The following is a 26,071-nucleotide window of genomic DNA, read 5'->3' on the forward strand; positions in this document are numbered from 1 at the left end:
TCCTTTTATTTTCCTAAACAGAACTGACTAAATAGTTGATCTATAAGTTCATCACTAGCGGATTCTCCGATAATTTCACCTAAAATTTCCCATGTGCGTGTTAAATCAATCTGTACCATATCCATTGGCACACCAGACTCTGCTGCATCTATTGCATCTTGAATGGCATTTCTAGCCTGCTTTAACAGTGAGATATGTCGTGAGTTAGATACATACGTCATATCTTGGTTTTGTACGTCGCCACCAAAGAATAAATCTCTAATTTGGATTTCCAACTGATCAATACCTTCTTGTTTTAACATTGATGTTTGAATCAGTGGCATATCACCAATCATAGCTTGAACTTCGCTTAAATCTAAATGTTGTTCCAAGTCCATCTTATTCACGATGACAACCGCATCTTCATTTTTAATGACTTCATAAAGCTTTCTATCTTCTTCAGTTAAAGCTTCGTTATAGTTTAAGACGAATAATACTAAATCCGCTTCGCTCAATGCTTTACGAGAACGTTCAACACCAATACGCTCCACGATGTCTTCGGTATCTCTAATACCTGCAGTATCCACTAGACGTAATGGGACGCCTCTTACATTGACGTACTCTTCTAAAGTATCACGTGTCGTACCCGCAACTTCCGTGACAATAGCTTTATTATCTTGAATTAAATTATTTAACATCGATGACTTACCAACATTTGGTTTACCTACTATTACTGTGGATAGACCTTCACGCATAATTTTACCTTGTGTCCCTGTATCCAGTAATTTATTAATTTCAGCCTTAATGTCTGTTGACTGTTTTAATAAAAATTCAGTCGTAGCATCTTCTACATCATCATATTCCGGGTAATCAATATTTACTTCTACTTGTGCAAGGATTTCGAGAATGGATTGACGCTGTCGTTTAATCATATCACTTAAGCGACCTTCTATTTGATTCATCGCAACTTTCGAAGCACGATCAGTTTTAGAACGAATAAAGTCCATTACTGCTTCTGCTTGAGATAAATCAATACGCCCATTTAAAAATGCACGCTTCGTGAATTCACCAGGCTCTGCCATGCGTGCACCATGTGTCATCGTTAATTCTAAGACACGGTTAATGGTTAAAATACCGCCATGACAGTTGATTTCAATAATATCTTCACGTGTAAATGTCTTAGGTGCACGTAATACAGATACCATAACTTCTTCTACTACTTCATTTGTTTCTGGATCAATGATATGACCATAATTAATTGTATGTGATTGGACTTCAGCTAATGGACGCTTACCTTTATATAATTTATCCGCAATGTCTACAGCTTGTGCACCTGATAAGCGCACAATACCAATCGCACCTTCCCCCATTGGGGTTGATATACTAGTAATCGTGTCTAATTCCATCATCCATCTCGCCTCCTTGTAACTAAAATTATCATTATAATATTGTAAAGACTTTGAGCTGAAAAAGCTAACATCTTGTATTACATTTTCCACCGTTCAGTCTAACGTTTGTCTGAGGTAAGGATAACGTGTGTCTAAATATTACCTTCCCCTACCCTATCGAATACGCTTATTGAATACTTTCGCAATTTTTAAGACGTGTTCCAAACTTGCTTGAATTTGCAGTGCTGACATATCTTTGGCAGGTTGCCTCGCGATAACAATAATTTCTGTTGCTATAATATCGTCTTTATGTACTTTAAACGTTTCTCTAACGCCACGCTTAATTCGATTTCTAACGACGGCATTACCAATTTTCTTAGATACGCTTATCCCTAATCTAAAATGCGTTAATGTTTTATTCGGTTTGGTATAAACAACAAACTGTCTGTTTGCCACTGATTTACCTTTTTTATAAACAAATTGAAAATCTTTATTTTTTTTAATGCGGTACTGTTTCTCCACGTCATATCACTCGCCTATCTGTTATCCATTTCCTCATCCAGACGTATTTCTTCTATATAATGGTTAATTTTAATGTGTATTGCTATCAGCTTCAAATCATTAAGATTGTTTAACATTACAATTAACTTTACGTCTCCAAAAAGTGATTTAAAACCAAAAAAAAGACCACTGATGAGTCAGTGATCTTATGCAGATAAAACTTTACGGCCTTTACGACGACGACGCGCTAGAACTTTGCGGCCATTGCTAGTGCTCATGCGTTTTCTGAAACCATGAACTTTACTATGTTTACGTTTATTTGGTTGATAAGTACGTTTTACCATGCAAAAACACCTCCATCTTTATTCAGTTATCTAAACGATTATATAGATAAATTTTAGTATACGTTTCTGCTAATAAGTCTTGATTTAACTCAATTATTTTCTAGTCATAATTCAAGCAACTACTAAAATATAACAAATTCTAATTTATAAAGCAAGCACCAATTTACTCATATAGTGAAGAAATATGAAATTTATTTGACTTTCTTATTATGTAATTGGCGCCAAATCCGAACAATATGCCTCCGATTTTACTAGCAATTCAAAAGACGAACATCATTATACATTTTCCATACAATTCATATAAATTATTTCCCAACTCCCCAAAATGCCTTTTTTCTGTTATAATTAAAAACTTCGCAACTTATCCACTTATACACAGTTTATTTGTTCAAAATTGTGGATAATATTATCTATATTCACAACCCATTCGCAGATTTACAAACATATTCACAGTCATTTGACATCTTAACCTGTTAAAACGTATAATTATGTGGATAAGTCAGCTAATTATTGATACATAAAGGGTTGCATTTAGTAGATTTACCGAAAAATGCTGTGTATAACAATGAAATTAATCTAAGTTATCCACTGATTGTTATTAACTTGTGGATAATTATTAACACCCTGTGATTATAGTTATTCACATGTGTTATTTTTGTGTATAAGTCAAAAATTTTAGTGAAAGATGGAGTAGTTAATATGTCAGAACAAGAAATCTGGGAAAAAGTACTTACGCTAGCTCAAGAAGAAATTAGTGAAGTAAGTTATAAAACTTTTCTAAAAGATACCAAACTTTATTCATTACGAAACAATGAAGCCATAGTAATTACCGATAATCCGTTTGTTGCCGATTGGTTGAAAACGCATTATGCTCAAATTATCGAATCCTTATTATATAAAGCTATTGGCCATGAAATTACACCTGTATTTTACTCAGAGGATCAACTTGAAAATCTCCAAACGCAGAGTGAACCAGAACCAACAAAGGCACTTGATGAATCAAGTACGAATGTAGCTGAAGTGAATGGAGAACAATTCAATACGCATAATACATTTGATACTTTCGTAATTGGGCCGGGCAATAGATTCCCTCATGCAGCAAGCCTTGCCGTAGCTGAAGCACCAGCCCAAGCTTATAATCCACTATTTATTTATGGTGGTGTAGGATTAGGAAAAACGCATCTTATGCATGCTATTGGTCATTACGTTTTAGCCAATAAACCCGACGCCAAAGTCATTTATACTTCTAGTGAAAAATTCACGAATGAATTTATTAAATCAATTCGTGATAATAAAGGGGAACAATTCCGAGAGAAATACCGCAGCATCGATATTTTATTGATTGATGATATACAATTCATTCAAAATAAAGAACAAACACAAGAAGAGTTTTTCCATACGTTCAATGAATTACATCAAGCTAATAAGCAAATTGTTATTTCAAGTGATCGTCCACCGAAGGAAATCGCTAAGTTAGAAGACCGTTTACGTTCACGCTTCGAATGGGGCTTAATCGTTGATATTACGCCTCCTGACTATGAAACACGAATGGCAATTTTGCAAAAGAAAATTGAAGAAGAAAATTTAGATATTCCAATCGAAGCTTTAACTTATATTGCGAATCAAATTCAATCAAACATTCGTGAATTAGAAGGCGCACTTACGCGTGTGCTTGCATTTTCAAAACTACAAGGGCAGCCTATTACTACTGAACTGACGGCTGCAGCTTTAAAAGATATTATACAAGCACCAAAATCGAAAAAAATTACAATCCAAGATATTCAAAAAGTTGTAGGCGAATATTATAGTGTGCGTATCGAGGACTTTAGTGCGAAGAAACGTACTAAATCTATCGCATATCCACGTCAAATCGCTATGTATTTATCCAGAGAATTAACGGATTTTTCATTACCAAAAATCGGTGAAGAATTCGGTGGCCGTGATCATACAACTGTCATTCACGCTCATGAAAAAATTAGTACTGATATAAAAAATGATCCAACATTTAAACAAGAAGTAGAAAACTTAGAAAAAGAAATTCGTAATCCTTAAAAAAACTGTGTTATAACAGATTGAAAGTAGTAAATTTGAGGAATAGTACAATGTGGAAAAAATAGTTAATTGTGGATAATGTGTAAAAGTAATACACACAGTGCACAAGTTATCCACACCATTAAAAACTTGGCAACAGTAGCATTTTCCGTGTTATCCACTAATTCACAGGCCCTACTACTATTACTACGGTTTTAAAACATATATAATTTATATATAAACGACTGGAAGGAGTTTAAATTACAGATGGAATTCACAATTAGAAGAGATTATTTTATAAATCAATTAAATGACACTTTAAAAGCCATCTCCCCAAGAACAACATTACCTATACTTACAGGTATAAAAATTGATGCTAAAGACAACGAAGTGATACTAACAGGTTCTGACTCAGAAATATCTATCGAAATCACTATTCCAAAACAAGTAGATGGTGAAGATATAGTTACAATAACTGAAACTGGTTCAGTTGTACTCCCTGGTCGTTTCTTTGTTGATATTATTAAAAAGCTTCCAGGTAAAGAAGTAAAATTATCTACAAATGATCAATTCCAAACTCTTATTACATCAGGTCATTCTGAATTTAATTTAAGTGGTTTAGATTCAGATCAATATCCATTATTACCAGAAGTATCACGTGATGATGCAATACAATTATCAGTCAAAGTGTTGAAAAATATTATCGCACAAACAAACTTTGCAGTGTCCACCTCAGAAACACGCCCAGTACTTACTGGTGTGAACTGGCTTATACAAGAAAATGAATTAATATGCACAGCAACTGACTCACACCGCTTGGCTGTAAGAAAAGTTGGTTTAGAAGATGACTGTGAAAACAAAAATGTCATCATTCCTGGTAAAGCGTTAGCGGAATTAAATAAGATCATGAGTGACAGCGATGAAGATATTGATATTTTCTTTGCGTCTAACCAAGTGTTATTTAAAGTCGGCAATGTCAACTTTATTTCACGTCTATTAGAAGGGCATTATCCAGACACATCACGTTTGTTCCCTGAAAACTACGAAATAAAATTAGGCATTAACAACGGTGATTTTTATCATGCTATTGATCGTGCGTCATTATTAGCACGTGAAGGTGGTAATAACGTTATTAAACTAAGTACGGGTAATGAATTAGTAGAATTATCATCAACATCACCAGAAATTGGTACGGTGAAAGAAGAAGTAGAAGCAAGTGATGTTGAAGGTGGCAACTTGAAAATATCATTCAACTCAAAATATATGATGGACGCATTAAAAGCCATTGATAATGATGAAGTAGAAGTCGAATTCTTTGGAACAATGAAACCATTTATTTTAAAACCAAAAGACGATGATTCTGTAACGCAATTAATTTTGCCAATCAGAACATACTAAGAATCTATAGCACTGATTTGCACTTCGAAGTTGCGCTTTGAAGTGCTTTTTTTTGCGTCTCAAAGCTGCCTAACTTGTGGATAACATTGTGCTCTTAGTTAATGGCTAACACACTAAAGTTACAACTGTGATAGCCATATGCATTTTAAAGCTACTCATAAGCTTTATATAAGGAATTAGGAATAAAGTTGGGTTTTCCTCTAGAATTAGATACAATAAGCAAATAGAGTATTTAAAATGCAATACAGGCTATAATTAATATTGTAGTCACCTTTGAAATAGCATGATACATAACTATTGGGATAATCATGTTACTAACAAAGTACATAATTCTACAAAACAAGGTGCTTATTTTTAGTTGTTATAAACCGTATTAAGTAGCAGTCACAGCGTTTGTATTGTGGTGAAAATCGCAATTAAATAAGCTATGAAAAAAATTCACTATAAGTAAACGTTTTCACCCTTGTTTTACATGAAATTTTCCGTGAAAAAAGGTATAATAAATAGATGACCTATATAGAAATGGAGTGATTGGTTTGGTTGAAGAAGTAGTTGTAGATGGCGACATCACATTAGGACAATTTCTAAAGACGGAAGGTATTATCGAATCTGGCGGGCAAGCGAAATGGTTCTTAAATGAGTTTGAAGTATTGTTAAACAATACGCGTGAAACACGCCGTGGTAAAAAGTTAAGCCATCGTGACACAATTGAGATACCAGAAATACCTGAAGTGGGTTCATTTGTGATTTTGCATCAAGGTGAAGAATGAAACTCAAGACACTCCAATTAGAAAACTATCGTAACTATGAGGCAATTGCCTTAGATTGTCATCCTGACGTCAATATCCTAATTGGGGAAAATGCACAAGGGAAGACTAATCTTCTCGAATCTATTTATACATTAGCATTAGCGAAAAGCCATCGCACATCAAACGACAGAGAATTGATTCGTTTTGACCGTGAGTATGCTAAAATAGAGGGAGAATTAAGTTACAGATATGGTGAAATGCCACTCACAATGTATGTCACTAAAAAGGGTAAGCAAGTCAAAATCAATCACTTAGAACAAAGTCGGCTAACGCAATACGTTGGTCATTTAAATGTGGTGTTATTTGCACCTGAAGATTTAAATATAGTGAAAGGCTCACCTCAAATCAGACGACGCTTTATTGACATGGAACTTGGACAAATATCGGCAGTGTATTTAAATGATTTAGCACAGTATCAACGTATCTTAAAACAAAAGAATAATTATTTAAAGCAATTGCAATATGGTCAAAAGACAGATGCCACAATGTTAGAAGTGTTAAACCAACAATTCGCTGAATATGCGCTTAAAGTTACGATACGGCGTCAACATTTTATCAAAGAATTGGAAACTTTAGCACAACCCATTCATGCAGGTATCACTGAAGACCGTGAAGCTTTATCGTTGCGCTATGTTCCCAGTATTAAGCTCTCAGATATTGAGCAGGATGAAGCGGTCCTACTTGAGGAAGTCTTAACAACGTTAAATGACAATATGGAACGTGAGAAAGATCGAGGTGTTTGTTTATTCGGTCCACATAGAGATGATTTAGGTTTCGATGTTAATGACATGGATGCACAAACTTATGGTTCACAGGGCCAACAACGAACGACGGCATTATCGATTAAGCTTGCCGAAATAGAATTAATGAATATCGAAGTAGGGGAGTATCCCATTTTACTTCTGGATGATGTCTTGAGTGAATTAGATGATTCACGACAGACGCATTTATTAAGTACGATTCAACATAAAGTACAGACGTTTGTGACAACAACGTCCGTAGACGGTATCGATCATGAAATAATGACGAATGCCAAGCTCTATCGTATTAATCAAGGCAAAATTATTAAGTAACAGAAAGTGAAGGTGGACGCATTGTCAGACGTGAACAACACGGAAAATTATGGTGCTGAACAGATTCAGGTTTTAGAAGGTCTAGAAGCGGTTCGAAAAAGACCAGGTATGTATATCGGCTCAACTTCAGAAAAAGGTCTACACCACCTTGTGTGGGAAATTGTTGATAACAGTATCGACGAAGCACTCGCAGGTTATGCAGATGAGATCCAAGTAGTAATTGAAAAAGATAATTGGATAAAAGTAACAGATAATGGTCGTGGAATTCCTGTTGATATTCAAGAAAAAATGGGACGTCCTGCCGTTGAAGTTATTTTAACTGTACTACATGCCGGCGGTAAATTCGGCGGTGGTGGTTATAAAGTATCAGGTGGTCTACATGGTGTAGGTTCGTCTGTAGTTAATGCTTTATCCGAAGATTTAGAAGTCTATGTATACTTAGATAATAAAATACACCACCAAGCATACAAACGCGGAATACCTCAGTTTGATTTGAAAGTCATTGGCGAAACAGACGGTGACACAACAGGTACAGCAATTCGCTTTAAAGCAGACTCTACAATCTTTACTGAAACAACAACATACAATTACGAGACTTTAGAGCAACGTATCAGAGAGTTGGCATTCTTAAATAAAGGTATCTCCATCACATTAAGAGATGAGCGTGAAACATTAGAAGATGGCTCTTTCAGAGAAGACAATTACTTCTATGAAGGCGGTATTAAATCTTATGTCGAAATGCTAAATGAAAATAAAGAACCGTTACATGAAGAACCGATTTATGTACATGAATCTAAAGATGAAATCGAAGTGGAAATTGCATTGCAATACAATAGTGGCTTTGCAACTAACTTATTAACATATGCGAATAATATTCACACATATGAAGGCGGCACGCATGAAGATGGTTTCAAACGTGCGTTGTCACGTGTGTTAAACAGTTACGGAATAAAGAGTAAAATTATTAAAGAAGACAAAGACCGACTATCAGGTGAAGATACACGTGAAGGTTTGACTGCCGTCGTATCTATCAAGCATGGAGATCCTCAGTTCGAAGGACAAACGAAAACAAAATTAGGAAACTCCGAAGTACGTCAAGTAGTGGATAAGTTGTTCGCCGAATTATTTGAACGTTTCTTATATGAGAATCCAAATGTGGCTCGTGTCATTGTCGAAAAAGGAATTATGGCATCACGCGCGCGTATTGCTGCGAAAAAAGCACGTGAAGTGACACGCCGTAAATCGGCATTAGAAGTATCAAGTTTACCAGGTAAACTGGCAGATTGTTCAAGTAAGGATCCTGAAAAGAGTGAAATCTTCATCGTAGAGGGTGACTCTGCCGGAGGGTCTACAAAATCTGGCCGTGATTCTGAAACACAAGCAATTTTACCGCTACGTGGTAAGATTTTAAACGTGGAAAAAGCACGTTTAGACAGAATTTTAAATAACAATGAAATCCGTTCTATGGTCACAGCATTTGGTACCGGAATTGGTGGCGAATTTGATTTAAGCAAAGCACGCTATCACAAGATTATTATTATGACCGATGCCGATGTAGACGGTGCGCATATTAGAACCTTGTTATTGACGTTCTTCTATCGCTTTATGAGACCGTTAATTGAAGCGGGTTATGTGTATATTGCACAACCACCATTATTCAAACTGACACAAGGCAAGCAAAAATATTATGTCTTTAATGAGCGAGAGTTAGACAAACTTAAAGCAGAGTTAGAACCGACACCAAAATGGTCTATTGCACGTTATAAAGGACTTGGTGAAATGAATGCGGATCAATTGTGGGAAACTACGATGAATCCAGAAAATCGTTCAATGTTACAAGTAACATTAGAAGACGCGATTAGTGCAGACCAAACATTCGAAATGTTAATGGGAGACGTTGTGGAAAACCGTAGACAGTTTATTGAAGACAACGCAGTGTATGCGACCTTAGATTTCTAATTACAATGAACTGAATTTTGAAGGAGGATATCTTGATGGCTGAAGTACCTGAATCAAGAATTAATGAACGAAATATAACAAATGAGATGCGAGAATCATTTCTAGATTATGCGATGAGTGTAATTGTTTCACGTGCCTTACCAGATGTTAGAGATGGTTTAAAACCTGTACATCGACGTATCTTATATGGCTTAAATGAGCAAGGTATGACACCGGATAAGTCATATAAAAAATCTGCACGTATTGTTGGGGATGTTATGGGTAAATATCACCCACACGGTGACTTATCTATTTACGAAGCAATGGTAAGAATGGCACAGGATTTCAGCTATCGATATCCATTAGTCGACGGTCAGGGTAACTTTGGTTCCATGGACGGCGATGGAGCTGCAGCGATGCGTTATACAGAGGCGCGTATGTCTAAAATTACGTTAGAGTTATTACGAGATATCAATAAAGATACGATTGATTTTATAGATAACTATGATGGTAATGAAAGAGAACCGGCAGTCTTACCTGCAAGATTCCCTAACTTACTAGTGAACGGTGCGTCTGGTATTGCAGTAGGTATGGCTACTAATATTCCACCACACAATCTTACAGAAGTGATTAACGGTGTATTAAAAGTAAGTCATAACCCAGATGCCACAATTGCGGAATTAATGGAAGATATTCAAGGACCAGATTTCCCAACAGGAGCATTAATTATGGGAAAAAGTGGCATACGTCGTGCTTATGAAACAGGTCGTGGTTCCATTCAAATGCGTGCACGTGCTGAAATAGAAGAACGAGGTGGTGGCCGTCAACGTATCGTGGTCACAGAAGTACCTTACCAAGTGAATAAAGCACGTATGATTGAAAAAATTGCGGAATTAGCACGTGATAAAAAAATTGACGGCATTACTGATTTACGTGATGAAACAAGTTTACGTACAGGTGTTAGAGTTGTTATTGATATCCGCAAAGATGCAAACGCAAGTGTTATTTTAAATAACTTATATAAACAAACACCGCTACAAACATCATTTGGTGTGAATATGATTGCCTTAGTTAATGGTCGTCCAAGACTGATTAATTTAAAAGAAGCATTAGTTGAATATTTAGAACATCAAAAAGTGGTCGTACGTCGTCGTACGGAATATAACTTGAAGAAAGCACAAGATCGTGCGCATATTCTTGAAGGTTTACGTATAGCACTAGATCATATTGATGAGATTATTACAACTATCCGTGAATCTGAAACAGATAAAGTCGCGATGGCAAGCTTGCAAGAACGCTTTGAATTAAGTGAACGTCAAGCACAAGCGATTTTGGATATGCGTTTAAGACGTTTAACTGGTTTAGAACGTGATAAAATTGAAGATGAGTACAATGAGCTTGTTGCTTATATTAAAGAATTACAAGAAATCTTAGCAGATGAAGAAAAGCTCTTACAAATAGTGCGTGATGAATTAATTGATATTCGTGAGCGCTTTGGTGATGATCGTTTAACGGAAATTCAGTTAGGTGGCTTCGATAATATTGAAGACGAAGATTTAATTCCAGAAGAACAAATTGTCATTACGTTAAGTCACAATAACTACATTAAACGTTTGCCAGTATCTACATATCGCGCGCAACACCGTGGTGGTCGTGGTGTCCAAGGTATGAATACACTTGAAGAAGACTTTGTCAGTCAATTGGTAACATTAAGTACACATGATAACGTTCTATTCTTTACGAATAAAGGCCGTGTCTACAAGCTTAAAGGTTATGAGGTACCGGAACTATCACGTCAGTCTAAAGGTATTCCAGTTGTCAATGCGATTGAACTAGACAATGACGAAAACATTAGTACGATGATTGCAGTGAAAGACTTAGAAAGTGAAGATGATTTCTTAGTCTTTGCAACGAAAAAAGGTATCGTCAAACGTTCAGCTTTAAGTAACTTCTCACACATTAATAAAAACGGTAAAATTGCCATTGGTTTTAAAAATGACGATGAACTGATTGCGGTCCGTTTAACTGATGGGGAGCAAGATATCTTAATCGGTACAGCACATGCATCATTAATCCGTTTCCATGAAACATCTCTACGCCCATTAGGACGAACAGCATCAGGTGTGAAAGGTATTACCTTACGTGAAGGCGATCAAGTTGTTGGCTTAGACGTTGCTGATGATGCCAGTGATGATGAGGTGCTCGTTGTGACTGAAAATGGTTACGGTAAACGTACACCAGTGAATGAATACCGTTTATCTAATCGTGGTGGTAAAGGTATTAAGACAGCTACTGTAACAGAGAAAAATGGTAACATTGTGTGTATCACGACAGTGACAGGTCAAGAGGACTTAATGGTTGTGACAAATTCTGGTGTGATTATCCGTATTGATGTGCAAGATATTTCACAAAATGGTCGTGCGGCACAAGGTGTACGATTAATTAAATTATCAGACGAACAATTCGTTTCTACAGTAGCAAAAGTCGACGAAGAAGAAAATTCTGAAGCAGAAACAACAGAATCAGAAACAACATCAGCAACAGAAACTGTTGATGATACAGAACAAGTTATTGCTGATGATGCACCAGGTAATGCGATTCACACTGAAACAGACAGCGCTGAGGTTCCAGAAGAAGCATCAGATGATGAACCAAAAGCATTACGACAAGACTTTATGGATCGTGTTAATGAAGATATCGACAACACAGATAATGATGATTCAGAATCTTAATCGTTAACTTAATTGATTAATATAGCAAACAGACTACACAGTAACGTGTAGTCTGTTTTTTTGTTCTATTATAGTGAGACGGGTTACCCTCTTAAGAATCGTTAATATTACAGTTTATAAAGATTGTGTAAATGTCCGTACACAGAATTTATTTCATGTTAAAATAGAAGCGAATTTCGATATCGAAAAACGATATTAAGAAAGGAGTGTTCCAATGGAATCCAAATTAGAACGCCGTATGTTTCTTGGATTTATTTATATTCATATTTTACATCATGCGTATGAACACCCAATATATGGTAGCTGGATGATAGAAGAATTAAGAACGCATGGTTATTCAATGAGTGCTGGGACGTTGTATCCAATGTTACATAATATAGAAGCAGAAGGTTTATTGCACAGTGAGAAAATAGTTGTCGAAGGTAAACAGCGAAAGCAATATACTATTACAGATTATGGACGTACTATGTTAAGAAAAAGTCAGCAAAAATTGCAAGAATTAACTCGAGAAGTGTGGTAAGGAGGAAAGCATATGAAATTTTTAGAGATATTGTTAGTATCACTACGATTGGGCTTAACATCATTCGGTGGCCCAACTGCACATTTAGGTTATTTTTATGATGAATACGTTAAGCGGAGGCAATGGTTGACAGAAAGCCAGTACACCAATTTAGTGGCACTATGTCAATTCCTACCCGGACCGGCAAGTAGTCAAGTTGGCTTTGGTATCGGGGTGGCTAAAGGAGGTCTATTAGGAGGCGTCATTTCATTTCTTGGCTTCACTTTACCCTCTGTCATTGTCTTGATGCTGTGTGCGCTATTTTTATTGTCATACAGTGATAATTTAACATGGACGCATGGTTTGAAATTAGTAGCTGTTGCCGTTGTGTTAAATGCTATTTTAGGTATGGCTACAAAGCTAGTACCAGACGTCAAAACGAAGTTACTTGCCTTGTTTACATTAATTATAAGTGTCTTAATAAGTCATTCACTGTCGCAATTAGCTGCATTGATTATTGTTGCTATAGCAGGTCTAGTATTATTTAGAACTCACCATAATGCTCAAAAAATGGTGAAAATCTTTAATATACCGAAGAAAGTTGGCGCTAGCGCACTGATTATGTTTTTTATATTATTAATTTGTTTGCCTATTGCGAACTATGCGTCGACTTCTCAATGGATAGCGATGATTGATGCTTTTTACCGTTCAGGAGCATTAGTATTTGGTGGAGGTCATGTCGTTTTACCATTATTAGAGCAATCCTTTGTGGCGACTGAAATGATTAGTACGACTGATTTCTTAACAGGCTACGCGTTAGCACAAGCAGTGCCTGGACCATTGTTTACTTTTGCATCTTATATAGGAACAGTGATGTCTGGTGTTACAGGAGGTATTGTTGCAACGATAGCAATCTTTCTACCTGCATTTTTATTATTAGTAGGTGTCTTACCTTTTTGGGAACATGTTCAGTCTAATCGTTATGCACAAGCTATGTTAAAAGCGGTTAGTGCAGGAGTTGTAGGTATTTTAATTGCAGCACTGTATGATCCCATCATAACTTCTACAATTAAGTCTCATCTAGATTTTGTAATTGCAGCAATTCTATTTGTATTATTAGCATATTGCAAAGTGCCGTCATGGTGTATTGTACTTTTAGGAATAATTGCTGGTGTTATTTTATATTAACAACGAGAAACCCCCTGCTTAGCATCTATGTAAGAAGTTAAGCAAGGGGGTAATTTTATTGTTCTAATGTTTTCATAGCGTAAGGTATTTCACTAATTAATTTAGATGGTGGTACTACATACATTGATTCTGATAATGATTCACCTATATAGCTATGTGTATAAGTCGCACTCGTTACTGCATGTTTCATATTATCGAATTGACCTACAAAACTCGTTATCATACCAGCTAAAGTATCACCCATACCACCCGTTGCCATTGCTGGCGTGCCGATAGGTAGTTTATACTCATTATCTTTAAAATAGATTTCTGTGCCATGCATTTTTAAGACAATCGTACCATTAAGACGGTCTGCCGCTTCACGGTTACGTTCATAAGTTTGTTCATCAATAGGGATACCACTTAATCGTTCCCACTCTTTTTGATGTGGTGTAAAGACGACATTACACGTTGGTAAGTCTGGTTTCAATTTACTGAAAATCGTAATAGCATCACCATCCACGATTAATTTTTGATGTGGCTGAATATTTTGCAGTAAAAAAGTAATAGCATTATTACCTTTAAAATCACAACCTAGACCAGGTCCGATGAGAATACAATCTGTTGCTTCAATCATCTTAGTTAACATTTTTGTATCATTAATATCAATCACCATTGCTTCAGGGCAACGTGAATGTAATGCTGCATGATTATTTGGATGTGTTGCGACAGTAATAAGGCCACTGCCACTATAAACACAAGCACGTGCAGCTAAAATAATTGCTCCACCTAAATTGGCATTGCCACCAATTAGAAGAATTTTCCCATAATCGCCTTTATGTGTGTCATCTTCTCGTTTAGGTATGTTTACAGATGCTAATGTTTCCACTGTGAAACCTCCTTTTCTCACTTTATATTTACGCTATATCAATCACACAATATTAAGTGTTTATAAGTGTGTTTGTTAGTAAGAATTTTTTAAATACAATAGAAAATAATATACCTGCAAAGCAGTTAAGTCAACAGTAAAAATTAGACATTTTTAGTTAAATTTATGGCATGTCAATATTTTGTACTTTATCCTATTAAATTAGTAATTTAATACCATATTACGAGTATTGCAAAAGCTATTGTCCTCCTATAAATGTAAGCGTATACTCTGTGTGAGTATCGATGTATTTTGAGAGGAGATGGGAACATGACATTAGCATTAACCGGTGAACGATTAACGATTGCCGATATTAAACATTTCTTAAATAATAAGGACACAGTAGTAATTACAGAAGAGGCACTAGAACGTGTAAAACAGAGCCGTGCTATTGTAGAAGGTATTATTAACAACAAAAAAACAATATACGGTATTACGACTGGCTTTGGCTTATTTAGTGATGTACGTATAGATGAAGGTGAATACGAGCAATTACAAACGAATTTAATTCGTTCTCATGCCTGTGGCGTGGGTCAACCATTTTCAGAAGAAGTCTCATTAGTAATGATGATATTACGTTTAAATACTTTATTAAAAGGACACTCTGGTGCGACCGTCGCATTAGTAGAACAACTAGTATTTTATATTAATCAACGTATTATCCCAGTAATCCCACAACAAGGATCATTAGGCGCATCAGGTGATTTAGCACCGTTGTCACATTTAGCACTGGCTTTAATTGGTGAAGGCTCTGTGTATTATCAAGGGGAAGAAGTAGATAGTAGACATGTGTTACAACAATTAGATCGCCAGCCATTACAATTACAAGCTAAAGAAGGCCTTGCATTGATTAATGGTACCCAAGCAATGACGGCACAAGGTGTGATTAATTATATTGAAGCGGCAAGTTTAGGTTATCAGGCAGAGTGGATTGCAGCGCTCACACATCAAGCATTAAATGGCATTACAGATGCATATAATGCGCATGTACATAAAGTACGTAATTTTGATGAACAAACAGCAGTAGCTGAACGTATGTTAGATTGGTTGGAAGGTTCTGAGTTAACGACACGACAAGGAGAAATCCGGGTCCAAGATGCTTATACATTACGCTGTATTCCACAAATACATGGTGCAAGCTTCCAAGTATTCCAATATGTGAAAGAGCAGTTAGAACGTGAAATGAATGCTGCCAATGACAATCCATTAATTTTTGATGAAGATGATGAAACTTTAGTCATTTCTGGTGGTAATTTCCACGGACAGCCCGTAGCCTTTGCGTTAGACTTCTTAAAGTTGGGTGTTAGTGAGCTTGGAAATGTAGCCGAACGTCGACTAGAACGCTTAGTAAATCCGCAACTAAATAATGGCTTACCTGCTTTTTTAAGTCCACAACCGGGTTTACAAAGTGGCGCTATGATTATGCAATATGCTGCGGCAAGCTTAGTGTCAGAAAATAAAACATTGGCACACCCAGCAAGTGTTGATTCAATTCCATCATCAGCTAACCAAGAAGACCATGTCTCTATGGGAACTATTGCTTCGCGTCATGGTTATCAAATGATTGAAAACTCTCGCCGAGTGATTGCAATTGAATGTATTATTGCATTACAAGCAGTAGAACATAAAGATGTGGATAAATTATCGCCGAAAACGAAAGCTAAATACGATGAACTCCGTCAAATTATACCGTCTATTACGGAAGATCGTCAGTTCCACAAAGATATAGAAGCGGTCGCACAATATTTACGTGATGTCTCATACCAACAATAAAATACGCGCGACAATCGTTTCGCGCTTGAAAAGATTTAAGTAATTTGCTATATTAAATTTAACTTAATATAGTATTGTTTGTAGGCTAAGTAATATTGATGACGAGATTTCAGAGAGCTTGTGGTTGCTGTGAACAAGTAATCCGTCTTAGTACGAATCTACCTACGAGAGTGAACAATCGGTTTAACCGTTATTTTAGTGAGAGTGCAGTCTAATTAGACTGTTAAATAGGGTGGCAACGCGTAGACCACGTCCCTTGTTCAGGGATGTGGTCTTTTTTGCGTCCATTCAAATATAAATGGGAAGGATAGATGAGTGATGTTAGATATTAAATTATTCCGTACAGAGCCTGACTTAGTAAAAGCTAAAGTTGCTAAACGAGGCATGGATGCACAAGTTGTAGACGATGTATTAGCATTAGATGAACAACGCCGCCAACTGATTGGCGAAGCTGAACAAATGAAAGCTGAGCGTAATAAAGTAAGTGGAGAGATTGCACAGAAAAAACGTAATAAAGAAAATGCTGATGATGTCATTGCTGAAATGCGTGACTTAGGAGATAAAATTAAAGCAAGTGATGAGCAATTAACTAAAGTAGATAAATCATTAACTGATACTTTATCTCGTATTCCTAATCTTATTCATGACGATGTGCCAGAAGGTGCATCAGATGAAGACAATGTGGAATTAAAACGTTGGGGCACACCAAGAACGTTTGACTTCGAAGCAAAAGCACATTGGGACTTAGTAGAAGAATTAAAAATGGTCGATTTCGAACGTGCTGCTAAAGTGTCTGGTGCCCGCTTTGTCTTTTTAACAGGTGAAGGTGCACAATTAGAACGTGCGTTAATGAATTACATGGTAACAAAACATACAACTCAACATGGCTATACAGAAATGATGGTGCCTCAACTGGTGAATGCTGATTCTATGTATGGTACAGGTCAGTTACCGAAGTTCGAAGAAGATTTATTCAAAGTAGAGCAAGAAGGCTTATATACAATTCCAACAGCAGAAGTCCCATTAACGAACTATTACCGTAATGAAGTCATTGCACCGGATGTGTTACCTGCAAAATTCACTGCGCAATCAGCATGTTATCGTAGTGAAGCAGGTTCAGCTGGACGTGATACACGTGGTTTAATTCGTCTCCATCAGTTTGATAAAGTTGAAATGGTGAGATTTGAAAAACCAGAAGATTCTTGGAATGCTTTAGAAGAAATGACAAATCACGCAGAAGCCATTTTAGAAGAATTAGAATTACCATATCGTCGTGTCATTTTATGTACAGGTGATATTGGCTTTGGTTCAAGTAAAACGTATGATATCGAAGTATGGTTACCAAGCTATGATGACTATAAAGAAATTAGTTCATGTTCAAATATCACAGATTTCCAAGCACGACGTTCTAATATTCGTTTTAAACGTGATAAAACAGCAAAACCAGAATTAGCACATACACTAAATGGTAGTGGATTAGCAGTAGGACGTACGTTTGCTGCGATCGTAGAAAACTATCAAAATGCTGATGGTTCAGTGACTATTCCAGAAGCACTTGTACCATTTATGGGTGGCAAAACAGTAATCGGTCCAGTAACGCAATAAGCACAACGATATAAAGTGAAAGCGCGCCAATCAGCATGATGGCGTGCTTTTTTGTGTGGACAGAAGAGGGTAGGGGAGTCTATAAGAATGTCTAAAATAATAGAGGGTTAGTCAAAATTATAAAGCAAGCTAAGATGTTAAATGAATACTAAATAAAAAATATTTAAAGACAAATTTATATAAATTTGTCAAAAGTAAATAACATTACACAATCAAAAAATATGTTTTATAATTATTTATGACATGCTTTAGTAGGGTAGGGGGAGTAAAAATAAATAAATAGCATTCCTCGACGACAAAGAGTAAAGGTCCGAGAAATGAAGGTTTTTAGTATTCGGGTAGTCTAACCTCAAACAAACCTAAGTCTAACCTTATTGATGTTCCATTATTTCTATATTAGACTGTTACTATTATTTTACGCTTTAGGAGGGATGAAATGACTGAACATGTGACGTTTAAGCAAGGTGTGAAAGAATGTATTCCTACATTATTAGGCTACGCGGGTGTAGGCTTATCATTTGGTATTGTAGCTGTGGCATCTGGTTTTAGTTTGCTCGAAATAATCTTGTTATGTTTATTAATATATGCAGGTGCAGCACAATTTATTATTTGTAGTTTGGTTATCGCTGGTACACCAATTTCTGCGATCGTACTTACTACATTTATCGTCAATTCTAGAATGTTTTTATTAAGTATGACATTGGCGCCAAGTTATAAAAATTATGGCTTGTGGAATCGTATAGGCTTATCAACGTTAGTTACAGATGAAACATTTGGTGTAGCTATCACACCACATTTAAAAGGCGAGAAAATCAATGATCGTTGGTTGCATGGACTGAACATTACAGCGTATTTATTTTGGACGCTTGCGAGTGTGGTAGGTGCGGTCTTTGGTAAATACATACAAAATCCCGATGTTTTTGGACTCGACTTTGCGATTGTTGGCATGTTTATTTTCTTAGCAGTATCACAATTTGAGACGGTTCAACGTTCTTATATTTCAATTTACTTAATATTGATTGTTAGTGTTCTTGTCATGATGTTGCTATTCAGTCTAATCATGCCGACTTATGTAGCAATTATTTTATCTTCCGTAATTGCAGCGTGTTTAGGGGTGGTGATGACTCGATGACTACTTCAGTACATATGTTAATTATTATTGTGATTTGTGGTTTAGTAACATGGTTAACACGTATTATTCCATTTATTGTAATTTCGAAGATTCAACTTTCAGAGCAAGTCGTTAAGTGGTTGTCATTTATTCCGATTACTTTATTCACCGCATTAATTATCGATGGTGTGATTGAACAACAGAGTGGGAGTTTTGGTTATAGTTTGAATATTCCTTTTTTAGTAACGATAATTCCCACTGTGCTCGTAGCATTAGTAACACGTAGTTTAACTATAACCATCTTGGCAGGTATTTTTGTCATGGCGATGATTCGTTTATTATTTTGATGTTTAGCATTGAAGTAGTAAACGTTATTCGTTAGAATGAAAGTAATTAGAAAATTTAGATTTTTGAGATACTTATACGCAATATTTGTCTAAAGACATAGCGATATACTAAATAAAATTAAATCTTATTCTGAGAAGCTAAGGGACTTGGCCCGATGACGCTTCAGCAACCGACTTGTTAAGCACGGTGCTAAAACCAACGAGTGTTATTCGAATGATAAGTAATTAAGAACTTCTTACTTATATCGGGTAAGAGGTTTTTTAATTTTTGGTAGGAGGAAAACAATGACAAATTATACAGTTAATACATTAGAATTAGGCCCCTTTACAACAGAATCGGGAGAAACGATTAATAATTTAAAATTAAGATATGAACACGTAGGGTATAAAGGTCAACCACTCGTAGTAGTTTGTCATGCATTGACAGGCAATCATCTTACTTATGGGACAGAAGACGATCCGGGCTGGTGGCGTGAAATTATCGATGGTGGTTATATGCCAGTCAATGATTATCAGTTTTTAACATTCAATGTTATTGGGAGTCCATTTGGTTCTAGTTCAGCATTAATAGATGAAGATTTTCCTAAATCAGTAAGTTTAAGAGACATTGTGCGTGCAATTGAAGTAGGTATTGAAGCACTAGGGTATAACCGGATAGATATATTAATCGGTGGTTCACTTGGTGGGATGCAGACTATGGAGTTATTGTACAATCGAAAGTTTGAAGTCAATAAAGCTGTTATTTTAGCGGCTACTGACAAAACGTCGTCATATAGTAGAGCTTTTAATGAAATATCACGCCAAGCGATACATCTTGGTGGTACGGATGGTCTCAGCATTGCACGACAGTTAGGATTTTTAACGTATCGCTCGTCTAAAAGTTATGATAAACGCTTTACACCAGATCAAGTCGTTGCATATCAACGACATCAAGGAAACAAATTCAAAAAAAACTTTGATTTAGACTGTTACTTAACACTGCTGGATGTCTTAGATAGTCATGATATTGACCGTGGTCGAGATGATGTTACCGAGGTGCTAAGTTCATTAGAAACAAAAGTATTAACAATGGGCTTTACTGATGATTTACTGTATCCAGATGATTTAGTACGTGCAGTAGGGGAGCGTTTCAAATATCATCGTCATTTCTTTGTGCCTGATAATGTAGGACATGATGGCTTCTTATTAAATTTCAATGATTGGGCGCCAAACTTGTATCATTTCTTAAAAGTATCGCAATTTAAACGTAAATAACACTGATGCCTTAATTTTAGTGTGTAAGCTGCTAAAATTAAGGCATTTTGATGTGTACAGTGAGTTTGAGTAAACTATGTGTATAAAAGTGTCTTTGTGATAGATGAAAATCTACAAAAAGTAGTGACGTGTCGCGTTTCTAGTAGAATTTAAGAAATACAGTTATAATATATTTCCTATAATTGTATAAAACTTTTAAAGAGGTTAGAATAGTAATACAGTCAAAAAAGTATAGGAGTGGCGAATTTGTTTTCAAAAATAAAACCTAAAGCAACTATATTGAGTATTTTAGCATTAATTATAGTAGCTTTAGTCTTGCATATATTACCGCCGCTTGGTCTTGTTTTATGTCTTTTTGCGACGATACCAGGCATCGTGTTATGGCAGAAATCCAAAGAATCTTTTGGTCTAGCGGCTGTGATAACAGTAATCCTAACGACATTGTTAGGAAATGTTTTTGTATTAAGCGTAATGGTCTTAATACTTGTGTTAAGTTTTATCATCGGTCAGCTATTAACCGAACGTACGTCTAAAGAACGTATCTTATATATTACGACAACGTTTGTCAGTATCATAACGTTAGTCGCATTTATGTTATTACAAGCATTTAATAAAATTCCTAGTGCAGCATCATTAACGAAACCACTAAAAGATCAAATGCATACTGTAATTACAAGTAGTGGTGTCGAAGGCGATTATAAACAAATGTTAGAAGAAAGCTTTCGTCAAATGGCAGTTCAACTACCAAGTTACGTTATTGTAACGGCATTTGTATTGATCTTGATTAACTTGCTGATTACATTTCCAATTTTACGTAAATTTAAAGTAGCGACACCAATTTTCAAACCACTATTTGCATGGCAAATGAGAAAGTCATTACTATTCATGTATGTAATTGTACTTATTTGTGTTATGTTTGCTGTCCAACCGGGTACATTTCAAAGTATCGTATTAAATTTTGAAATTGTGTTATCATTATGTATGTATATTCAGGGGCTAAGTGTGATTCATTTCTTCGGCAAAGCCAAGTCAATGCCGCCTATATTAACAGTGTTATTAATGGTTATAGGGACAATATTAACACCATTAACACATATTGTAGTTTTAATCGGTTTTATAGATTTAGCATTTAATTTAAAAGGTATCATTAAAAAATGATTTGAGGTGGAAAAATGAACCGTCAATCCACTAAGAAAGCGTTAGTTTTACCATTTATTATTATGGCGCTCACGGCAATTGCACTTGTAGTAGTATGGTTTATTTTCAGCCAACTCATTGCAGGTATTGCCGGGGCAATATTAATTGTGATTATTATTCTCACAGCATTAATGGTGAGGCAAGCGTTGCACAAGATGGACAATTATGTAGACGAACTAAGTGGACACATATCAGCTGGTAGCAATACTGCTATTAAACACTTACCTATTGGTATGATTGTAATAGATGAAAATGAAAACATAGAGTGGATGAACCAGTTTATGTTAGAGCGTTCAGCTAGAAACGTAATTTCTGATCCGATTAATGAAGTATATCCTAATATTTTAAAGCAACTAGAAAAAACCAAAGAAATTGAAATCCAAGATAATGAATATTACTATCGTGTAAGATATTCAGAAGATGAACACGTAGTGTATTTCTTTGACATAACAGAAGAAGTACATACGAATGAACTGTATCAAGAATCAAAGCCGATTATTGCGACTTTATTCTTAGACAATTATGATGAAATCACACAAAATATGAACGATACGCAACGATCTGAAATTAACTCTATGGTGACACGCGTTATCAGTCGTTGGGCATCAGAATATGATATTTATTTTAAACGCTATAGCACAGATCAATTTGTGGCATATTTAAACCACCGAATCTTAAATGATATTGAAGAAACGAACTTCGATATACTCAGTCAATTACGTGAAAAGAGTGTAGGTTATCGTGCGCAATTAACATTAAGTATCGGTGTCGGTGAAGGTTCGGAAAACTTAATTGACTTAGGTGAATTATCACAGTCAGGTCTCGATTTAGCCTTAGGCCGTGGAGGTGACCAAGTCGCTATTAAAAATATGAACGGTAACGTACGTTTCTATGGCGGTAAGACTGACCCAATGGAAAAACGTACGCGTGTAAGAGCACGTGTTATTTCACATGCCTTAAAAGATATCTTAATGGAAGGCGACAAAGTAATTATTATGGGTCATACACGACCTGATTTAGACGCTATTGGCGCTGCTATAGGGGTATCACGTTTTGCGATGATGAATAACTTAGATGCCTACATCGTGTTAAATGATTCAGATATTGATCCAACGCTACGACGTGTTATGGATGCTATTGATGAAAAACCAGAATTAAAAAATCGCTTTATCAATTCGGATGACGCTTGGGACATGATGACTTCAAAAACAACAGTAGTCGTTGTTGATACGCATAAACCAGAAATGGTCATTGATGAAAATATTTTAAACAAAGCAAACCGTAAAGTAGTCATTGACCATCATCGACGTGGAGAAAGCTTTATTTCAAGTCCACTATTAGTATATATGGAACCATATGCTAGTTCGACAGCAGAGTTAGTCACAGAGCTGCTAGAGTATCAACCGACGGAACAACGGTTAACACGTTTAGAATCGACGGTCATGTTTGCAGGTATTATCGTCGATACACGTAACTTCACATTACGTACGGGTTCACGTACGTTTGATGCTGCAAGTTATTTACGCGCACACGGTGCAGACACTATCTTAACGCAACATTTCTTAAAAGATGATATTGATACGTACATTAATCGAACAGAATTAATTCGTACGGTCGAATTACAAGATAACGGTGTAGCTATAGCACACGGTCCAGACGATAAAACTTATCATCCGGTGACAGTTGCACAAGCAGCCGACGAGCTGTTAAGTTTAGATGGTGTAGAGGCATCTTATGTCGTAGCACGTAGAGAAGAAAACTTAATTGGCATGTCTGCCCGCTCTCTAGGTGCAGTCAATGTGCAATTAACAATGGAAGCATTAGGCGGCGGTGGCCATTTAACTAATGCGGCGACACAACTGAAAGATGTTTCCGTAGAAGAAGCCATTGCACAATTACAACAAGCAATAACAGAACAAATGAGTAGGAGTGAAGACGCATGAAAGTAATATTCACACAAGACGTTAAAGGTAAAGGTAAAAAAGGCGAAGTTAAAGATGTACCAGTAGGTTATGCAAATAATTACCTTATTAAAAATAAATTAGCTGTCGAAGCAACAGCTGGAAATTTAAAACAATTAGAACAACAAAATAAAGCTGCTGAAGCGGAAAGACAACAAGAAATTGACGATGCTAAACAACTAAAAGCGCAATTAGCAGACATCGAAGTTGAAATTTCTGCAAAAACGGGTGAAGGCGGTAAAATGTTTGGCTCAGTTAGTAGTAAACAAATCGCTGAAGCTTTAAAAGCGCAACACGACATTAAATTAGATAAACGTAAAATGGATTTACCAAATGGTATCCATGCTTTAGGTTATACAAATGTACCAGTGAAATTAGACAAAGAAGTAGAAGGTACAATTCGTGTGCACACGGTTGAACAATAATTTTGGATTGAGATATGAGGTGTAATTGGAAAAATGGATGGAATGTATGAACAAAATCAAATGCCACATAGTAACGAGGCTGAACAATCTGTCTTAGGTGCCATTATCATCGATCCAGAATTGATTAATACTACTCAGGAAGTGTTGCTTCCTGAGTCCTTTTATAGAGGGGCGCATCAACATATCTTCAGAGCAATGATGAACTTAAATGAAGATAATAAAGATATCGATGTAGTCACTATTATGGATCAGCTGTCGCAAGAAGGCCGATTGAGTGAAGCAGGTGGTCCGCAGTATTTAGCAGAATTAACAAACAACGTTCCGACCACACGTAACGTTCAATACTATACTGAAATTGTCTTTAAGCACGCCACAAAGCGTAAATTAATCCAAGCAGCTGATAGTATTGCGAACGATGGTTATAACGATGAATTAGAACTTGATACGATTCTAAATGATGCTGAACGACGCATTTTAGAGTTATCATCATCACGTGAAAGTGATGGCTTCAAAGATATTCGAGATGTCTTAGGAGACGTGTACGAGAATGCAGAGTTACTAGACCAAAATAGCGGTCAAACACCTGGTATACCAACAGGCTATCGTGATTTAGACCAAATGACTGCAGGTTTTAACCGTAATGATTTAATTATTTTAGCGGCACGTCCATCGGTAGGTAAGACTGCCTTCGCTTTAAATATCGCACAAAAAGTCGCGACGCATGAAGACATTTATTCGGTAGGCATTTTCTCACTCGAGATGGGTGCTGACCAATTGGCTACACGTATGATTTGTAGTTCGGGAAATGTTGATTCAAACCGTTTACGTACGGGTACGATGACTGAAGAAGACTGGAATCGTTTTACGATTGCTGTCGGTAAGTTATCACGTATGAAAATCTTTATAGATGATACGCCAGGTATTCGTATTACTGATATAAGATCTAAATGCCGTCGACTGAAACAAGAGCATGGTTTGGATATGATAGTGATAGACTATTTACAGTTAATTCAAGGTAGTGGCTCTCGCTTTTCAGATAATCGTCAACAAGAAGTCTCTGAAATTTCACGTACACTGAAAGCAATTGCCAGAGAATTAGAGTGTCCGGTCATCGCGTTAAGTCAGTTATCACGTGGTGTGGAACAACGACAAGATAAGCGACCAATGATGAGTGATATTCGTGAATCAGGGTCTATCGAGCAAGATGCGGATATCGTCGCTTTCTTATATCGTGATGATTATTATAATCGTGGCGAAGATGATGAAGACGACGATGATACAAACTTTGAGCCACAAACAAATGACGATAATGGTGAAATAGAAATTATTATTGCCAAACAGCGTAACGGCCCAACAGGTACCGTTAAATTGCACTTTATGAAGCAATATAATAAATTTACTGACATTGATTATGCGCATGCCGAAATGGGATAAGAAAAAAATATAAAATTATTTTTACCGTACATTAAACTGATACATGTATTTAATGTACGGTTTTTATTTATTATTTTCACAATATTTTTAATGGAAGTATGTGTTGTATTTTTGATTATAACACTTTTAAAACATTGATATGACAATCATTAACACTAAATTATCAGAAAATAAAAA

21 protein-coding genes, 1 riboswitch and 1 other annotated feature are annotated in these 26,071 nt (G+C 36.1%); of the genes, 17 read left to right on the plus strand and 4 right to left on the minus strand.

The features are described 5' to 3' along the window. Window positions 1-5: 5 nt before the first annotated feature. The 3 genes from mnmE to rpmH form a co-directional block, all read right to left on the minus strand. Window positions 6-1,385: a tRNA uridine-5-carboxymethylaminomethyl(34) synthesis GTPase MnmE gene (mnmE, locus tag JVU85_RS11660; protein ID WP_031266697.1), complete on the minus strand. Its 1,380-nt coding sequence runs from the start codon at window positions 1,383-1,385 to the stop codon at window positions 6-8. A gap of 156 nt (window positions 1,386-1,541) precedes the next feature. After that, a complete protein-coding gene (gene rnpA / locus JVU85_RS11665) occupies window positions 1,542-1,889 on the minus strand; it encodes a ribonuclease P protein component (RefSeq protein ID WP_103388665.1) in 348 nt (115 codons plus the stop codon). A gap of 185 nt (window positions 1,890-2,074) precedes the next feature. Further along, on the minus strand, window positions 2,075-2,212 hold the full coding sequence (gene rpmH / locus JVU85_RS11670; RefSeq protein ID WP_002510608.1) for a 50S ribosomal protein L34: 138 nt from the start codon (window positions 2,210-2,212) through the stop codon (window positions 2,075-2,077). A 699-nt stretch (window positions 2,213-2,911) separates the two neighbouring features. On the opposite strand from rpmH, the gene dnaA reads away from it, so the two are divergent. The 8 genes from dnaA (at window position 2,912) to chrA (ending at window position 13,880) form a co-directional block, all read left to right on the plus strand. Continuing rightward, window positions 2,912-4,264 carry a chromosomal replication initiator protein DnaA gene (dnaA, locus tag JVU85_RS11675; RefSeq protein ID WP_103388666.1) on the plus strand — a complete coding sequence of 451 codons (1,353 nt, stop codon included), beginning with the start codon at window positions 2,912-2,914 and terminating at the stop codon, window positions 4,262-4,264. 246 nt (window positions 4,265-4,510) lie between these two features. Beyond that, a complete protein-coding gene (gene dnaN, locus JVU85_RS11680) occupies window positions 4,511-5,641 on the plus strand; it encodes a DNA polymerase III subunit beta (protein ID WP_112369322.1) in 1,131 nt (376 codons plus the stop codon). 527 nt (window positions 5,642-6,168) lie between these two features. Continuing rightward, complete coding sequence (yaaA, locus tag JVU85_RS11685; RefSeq protein ID WP_002510611.1) at window positions 6,169-6,411, plus strand: S4 domain-containing protein YaaA; 243 nt, start codon at window positions 6,169-6,171, stop codon at window positions 6,409-6,411. Beyond that, window positions 6,408-7,523, plus strand: coding sequence for a DNA replication/repair protein RecF (gene recF, locus JVU85_RS11690; protein ID WP_002510612.1), 1,116 nt, complete (start codon window positions 6,408-6,410; stop codon window positions 7,521-7,523). Before yaaA ends, recF begins: the two co-directional genes overlap by 4 nt. A gap of 12 nt (window positions 7,524-7,535) precedes the next feature. Then, window positions 7,536-9,482, plus strand: a complete 1,947-nt coding sequence (gene gyrB / locus JVU85_RS11695) for a DNA topoisomerase (ATP-hydrolyzing) subunit B (RefSeq protein WP_172604835.1) — start codon at window positions 7,536-7,538, stop codon at window positions 9,480-9,482. Between the two features lie 35 nt (window positions 9,483-9,517). Further along, the gene (gyrA, locus tag JVU85_RS11700; RefSeq protein ID WP_204172614.1) at window positions 9,518-12,193 is read left to right on the plus strand and encodes a DNA gyrase subunit A; all 2,676 of its coding nucleotides are present in this window, start codon (window positions 9,518-9,520) and stop codon (window positions 12,191-12,193) included. A 214-nt stretch (window positions 12,194-12,407) separates the two neighbouring features. Next, the gene (locus JVU85_RS11705) at window positions 12,408-12,713 is read left to right on the plus strand and encodes a PadR family transcriptional regulator (RefSeq protein WP_204172616.1); all 306 of its coding nucleotides are present in this window, start codon (window positions 12,408-12,410) and stop codon (window positions 12,711-12,713) included. Window positions 12,714-12,725: 12 nt separating this feature from the next. Continuing rightward, window positions 12,726-13,880 carry a chromate efflux transporter gene (gene chrA / locus JVU85_RS11710; RefSeq protein WP_204172618.1) on the plus strand — a complete coding sequence of 385 codons (1,155 nt, stop codon included), beginning with the start codon at window positions 12,726-12,728 and terminating at the stop codon, window positions 13,878-13,880. Between the two features lie 55 nt (window positions 13,881-13,935). Here chrA and JVU85_RS11715 read toward each other — a convergent pair whose 3' ends face one another. Beyond that, window positions 13,936-14,748: an NAD(P)H-hydrate dehydratase gene (locus JVU85_RS11715; RefSeq protein ID WP_002510617.1), complete on the minus strand. Its 813-nt coding sequence runs from the start codon at window positions 14,746-14,748 to the stop codon at window positions 13,936-13,938. Window positions 14,749-15,057: 309 nt separating this feature from the next. Between JVU85_RS11715 and hutH the strand changes: the two genes are divergently transcribed. The 9 genes from hutH (at window position 15,058) to dnaB (ending at window position 25,894) form a co-directional block, all read left to right on the plus strand. After that, window positions 15,058-16,560, plus strand: coding sequence for a histidine ammonia-lyase (gene hutH / locus JVU85_RS11720; RefSeq protein WP_204172620.1), 1,503 nt, complete (start codon window positions 15,058-15,060; stop codon window positions 16,558-16,560). Between the two features lie 68 nt (window positions 16,561-16,628). Then, window positions 16,629-16,820 (plus strand) — a binding site (T-box leader). 58 nt (window positions 16,821-16,878) lie between these two features. Next, complete coding sequence (gene serS / locus JVU85_RS11725; protein ID WP_204172634.1) at window positions 16,879-18,165, plus strand: serine--tRNA ligase; 1,287 nt, start codon at window positions 16,879-16,881, stop codon at window positions 18,163-18,165. Between the two features lie 436 nt (window positions 18,166-18,601). After that, the gene (locus JVU85_RS11730; protein ID WP_112369328.1) at window positions 18,602-19,297 is read left to right on the plus strand and encodes an AzlC family ABC transporter permease; all 696 of its coding nucleotides are present in this window, start codon (window positions 18,602-18,604) and stop codon (window positions 19,295-19,297) included. Then, on the plus strand, window positions 19,294-19,623 hold the full coding sequence (locus tag JVU85_RS11735; protein WP_021459420.1) for an AzlD domain-containing protein: 330 nt from the start codon (window positions 19,294-19,296) through the stop codon (window positions 19,621-19,623). The genes JVU85_RS11730 and JVU85_RS11735 overlap by 4 nt, the downstream gene beginning before the upstream one ends. A 122-nt stretch (window positions 19,624-19,745) precedes the next feature. Continuing rightward, a riboswitch (SAM riboswitch) is annotated at window positions 19,746-19,847 on the plus strand. A gap of 61 nt (window positions 19,848-19,908) precedes the next feature. Then, the gene (gene metX, locus JVU85_RS11740; protein ID WP_204172623.1) at window positions 19,909-20,877 is read left to right on the plus strand and encodes a homoserine O-acetyltransferase MetX; all 969 of its coding nucleotides are present in this window, start codon (window positions 19,909-19,911) and stop codon (window positions 20,875-20,877) included. A gap of 231 nt (window positions 20,878-21,108) precedes the next feature. After that, window positions 21,109-22,035, plus strand: coding sequence for a YybS family protein (locus JVU85_RS11745; RefSeq protein WP_172604836.1), 927 nt, complete (start codon window positions 21,109-21,111; stop codon window positions 22,033-22,035). A gap of 14 nt (window positions 22,036-22,049) precedes the next feature. Next, on the plus strand, window positions 22,050-24,017 hold the full coding sequence (locus tag JVU85_RS11750; RefSeq protein ID WP_103388675.1) for a DHH family phosphoesterase: 1,968 nt from the start codon (window positions 22,050-22,052) through the stop codon (window positions 24,015-24,017). After that, complete coding sequence (gene rplI / locus JVU85_RS11755; RefSeq protein WP_204172626.1) at window positions 24,014-24,460, plus strand: 50S ribosomal protein L9; 447 nt, start codon at window positions 24,014-24,016, stop codon at window positions 24,458-24,460. Before JVU85_RS11750 ends, rplI begins: the two co-directional genes overlap by 4 nt. Before the next feature lie 33 nt (window positions 24,461-24,493). Further along, window positions 24,494-25,894: a replicative DNA helicase gene (gene dnaB, locus JVU85_RS11760; protein WP_204172628.1), complete on the plus strand. Its 1,401-nt coding sequence runs from the start codon at window positions 24,494-24,496 to the stop codon at window positions 25,892-25,894. The last annotated feature ends 177 nt before the right edge of the window (window positions 25,895-26,071 follow it).

Source organism: Staphylococcus sp. GDY8P72P, from assembly GCF_016890655.1.
Lineage (GTDB): Bacteria > Bacillota > Bacilli > Staphylococcales > Staphylococcaceae > Staphylococcus > Staphylococcus arlettae.